This is a genomic window from Streptomyces sp. NH27, from assembly GCF_056859195.1.
The window spans coordinates 1-1,980 of record NZ_JACEGK010000836.1; the positions used below are offsets into that span (position 1 = coordinate 1).

Consider the following 1,980-nt stretch of genomic DNA (forward strand, 5'->3'; position numbering starts at 1 on the left):
CGGCCATCCCGCGGCCAGGCGGGCGTCGAACAGGATGGGGCCGTCGGGCGTGTCGAGGTACACGTCATGGCCCGCGATCGCGCGGACCGTGCCGGCCAGGGCGCAGCCGGGCAGCAGCGCGGTGACCTCTGCGGCCGGGGGAGGGGGCGGCGGCTCGGCGGCGAGCCCGAACACCTCGGCGTGGTCCACGCAGCGCAGAGCGGCCGGGGCCAGCGACTCCGGCAGCGCGCCGCGCAGCTCCGTCACCCGCGCGTGCAGGGCGGCCAGTTCGGCGGCGCGGGCCGCGGGCCCCGGCAGGCGGTGCCGCGCCGCGCGCTTGGCCTGGTCCCGCACCCGGTCGGGTACATCGAGGGCGGCGCCCAGTACCGATTCCGTCCGGCGGGCCGTCATCAGCGGGCCCTCGCCGAGGAAGGCGAAGCACACCGCGGCCTGTTCCAGCAGCCGCAGCCGTCCGCGTGCGGCGGCGGTGATGCCGACCTTGTGCAGGCCCGGGCCGAAGTACGCCAGGTACACGCGGTACGGCCGCCCGTCGTCCGGCACGGTGTCCGCGGCGACCGACGACGTACGGTCCAGCGCCGCGCACGCCTCGCACTGGTCGCGCCGCGCGCCCGGCGGGAGTTCGGCGGCGTACGGGCACGGGGTGTTGCGGGCCGCGCGCCACACGCCCGCGCAGCGCCGCACCGCGGAGTCGTCCAGCGCGAGGTGGAGTTCGGCGCCGAGCCGCAGCGGGCTCGCGCGTACGCCGTGCGACGGGTGCCACCACGTCCAGCGGGCGCCCTCCTCCCGCCAGCCCATACCCGTGCTCCGCCACATGGTGTCCACCGTAGGCGGCCCCACCGACAACGGGACGAGTTCGCCCGCGCAGGCGGCGGGGAGCAGGTCGCCGGCCGCCGGGTACTGCCCGGGGAGCAGCGGAGGTGTCGCTGGCCGGACGACGACGCGGGGGCGGGGGCGGACGAGGCTCGGTGGTGTCGGAGCAGCCGGACGACGGACCGGTGAGGGGGCCCGGCACTGATCGAGGAGATGACGAGCGATGAACACGTTGGCGTGGCACGACGGCGGGCCCGGCCCGTGGATCCTGTTCTTCCCGCTGGTGTGGGTCGCCGTGGTGGCCGTGGTGATCACCACGCTGCGGCGGGCCGGATGGCGGCGCGGCTGGGGCGGCGGCGGGCCGTGGCAGTACCAGCAGCGGGGCGGCGTCGGCGGCGAGAACTCGCCGATGGCGGTGCTCGGGCGCAGGTTCGCCTCCGGCGAGATCGACGAGGAGGAGTACTGGCGGCGGATGTCCGTGCTGGAGGAGCACTTCGCCAAGGACCCGCGCGGCGGCTTGGGCGGCGGCAAGACCGGTGGCAAGGGTGGTGCGGCGTGAGCCTGGTGGCCGGCGCCGCGCCCGGTGACGTGGCCGCCCCGGGCGGCCTTGGTGGCCGCCCGGGTCGCCGGCGCCACCAAGGTGTACGGCGCGGGCGACGCCCAGGTGCGGGCGCTCGACGGGGTGACGGTCGCGTTCCCCGCCGGGCGCTTCCCCGCGATCATGGGGCCGTCGGGCTCGGGAAAGCCACGCTGATGCACTGCGCGGCCGGGCTCGACATGCTCAGCTCGGGCACGGCGTTCATCGGGGAGACCGACCTGGGCACGCTCGCGGTCCTCGGCACCGCGGGCTCGGGCTCGGCGCGTTCCTCGGCTGGGAGCTGGTACGGGCCGCCGACGGCGACGGGATCAGCGCGTTCACGCTGCCGCCGGCGCAACTCGCGGTGTTCGCGCTGGTCGGCGTCGCGGGCGGGGCGCTCGCCGGCCGGCGCTCGGCCTGCCGTGCGGCCCGCCTGGACGTGCTGCGGGCGATCGCGGCGGAGTGAAGTCCCGGGTGGGCCGAGGTGCGGTCCGGGTTCCTGGTGGGCCGAAGTCCGTTGCGGGCGGCCGGAGATCGCCGGCCCGGCCTGCGGGCGCACCCGGCCGCCGGACCGGCCGCCTCCTCCCTGTCAC

2 protein-coding genes and 1 pseudogene are annotated in these 1,980 nt (G+C 77.4%); 2 read left to right on the forward strand and 1 reads right to left on the reverse strand.

The annotated features are described in order from the left end of the window. The coding region (locus tag AC13HU_RS36340) for a DUF2797 domain-containing protein (RefSeq protein ID WP_483046266.1) at positions 1–813 on the reverse strand (813 nt) is incomplete at its 3' end. A gap of 220 nt (positions 814–1,033) precedes the next feature. Here AC13HU_RS36340 and AC13HU_RS36345 point away from each other — a divergent pair. Both AC13HU_RS36345 and AC13HU_RS36350 read left to right on the forward strand, forming a co-directional pair. Further along, entirely contained in the window at positions 1,034–1,369 is a 336-nt protein-coding gene (locus AC13HU_RS36345; protein WP_483046267.1) for an SHOCT domain-containing protein, read from the forward strand. Between the two features lie 24 nt (positions 1,370–1,393). Continuing rightward, positions 1,394–1,638 (forward strand): annotated as a pseudogene (locus AC13HU_RS36350) (ATP-binding cassette domain-containing protein); the annotation flags it as partial. Between the last annotated feature and the right edge of the window lie 342 nt (positions 1,639–1,980).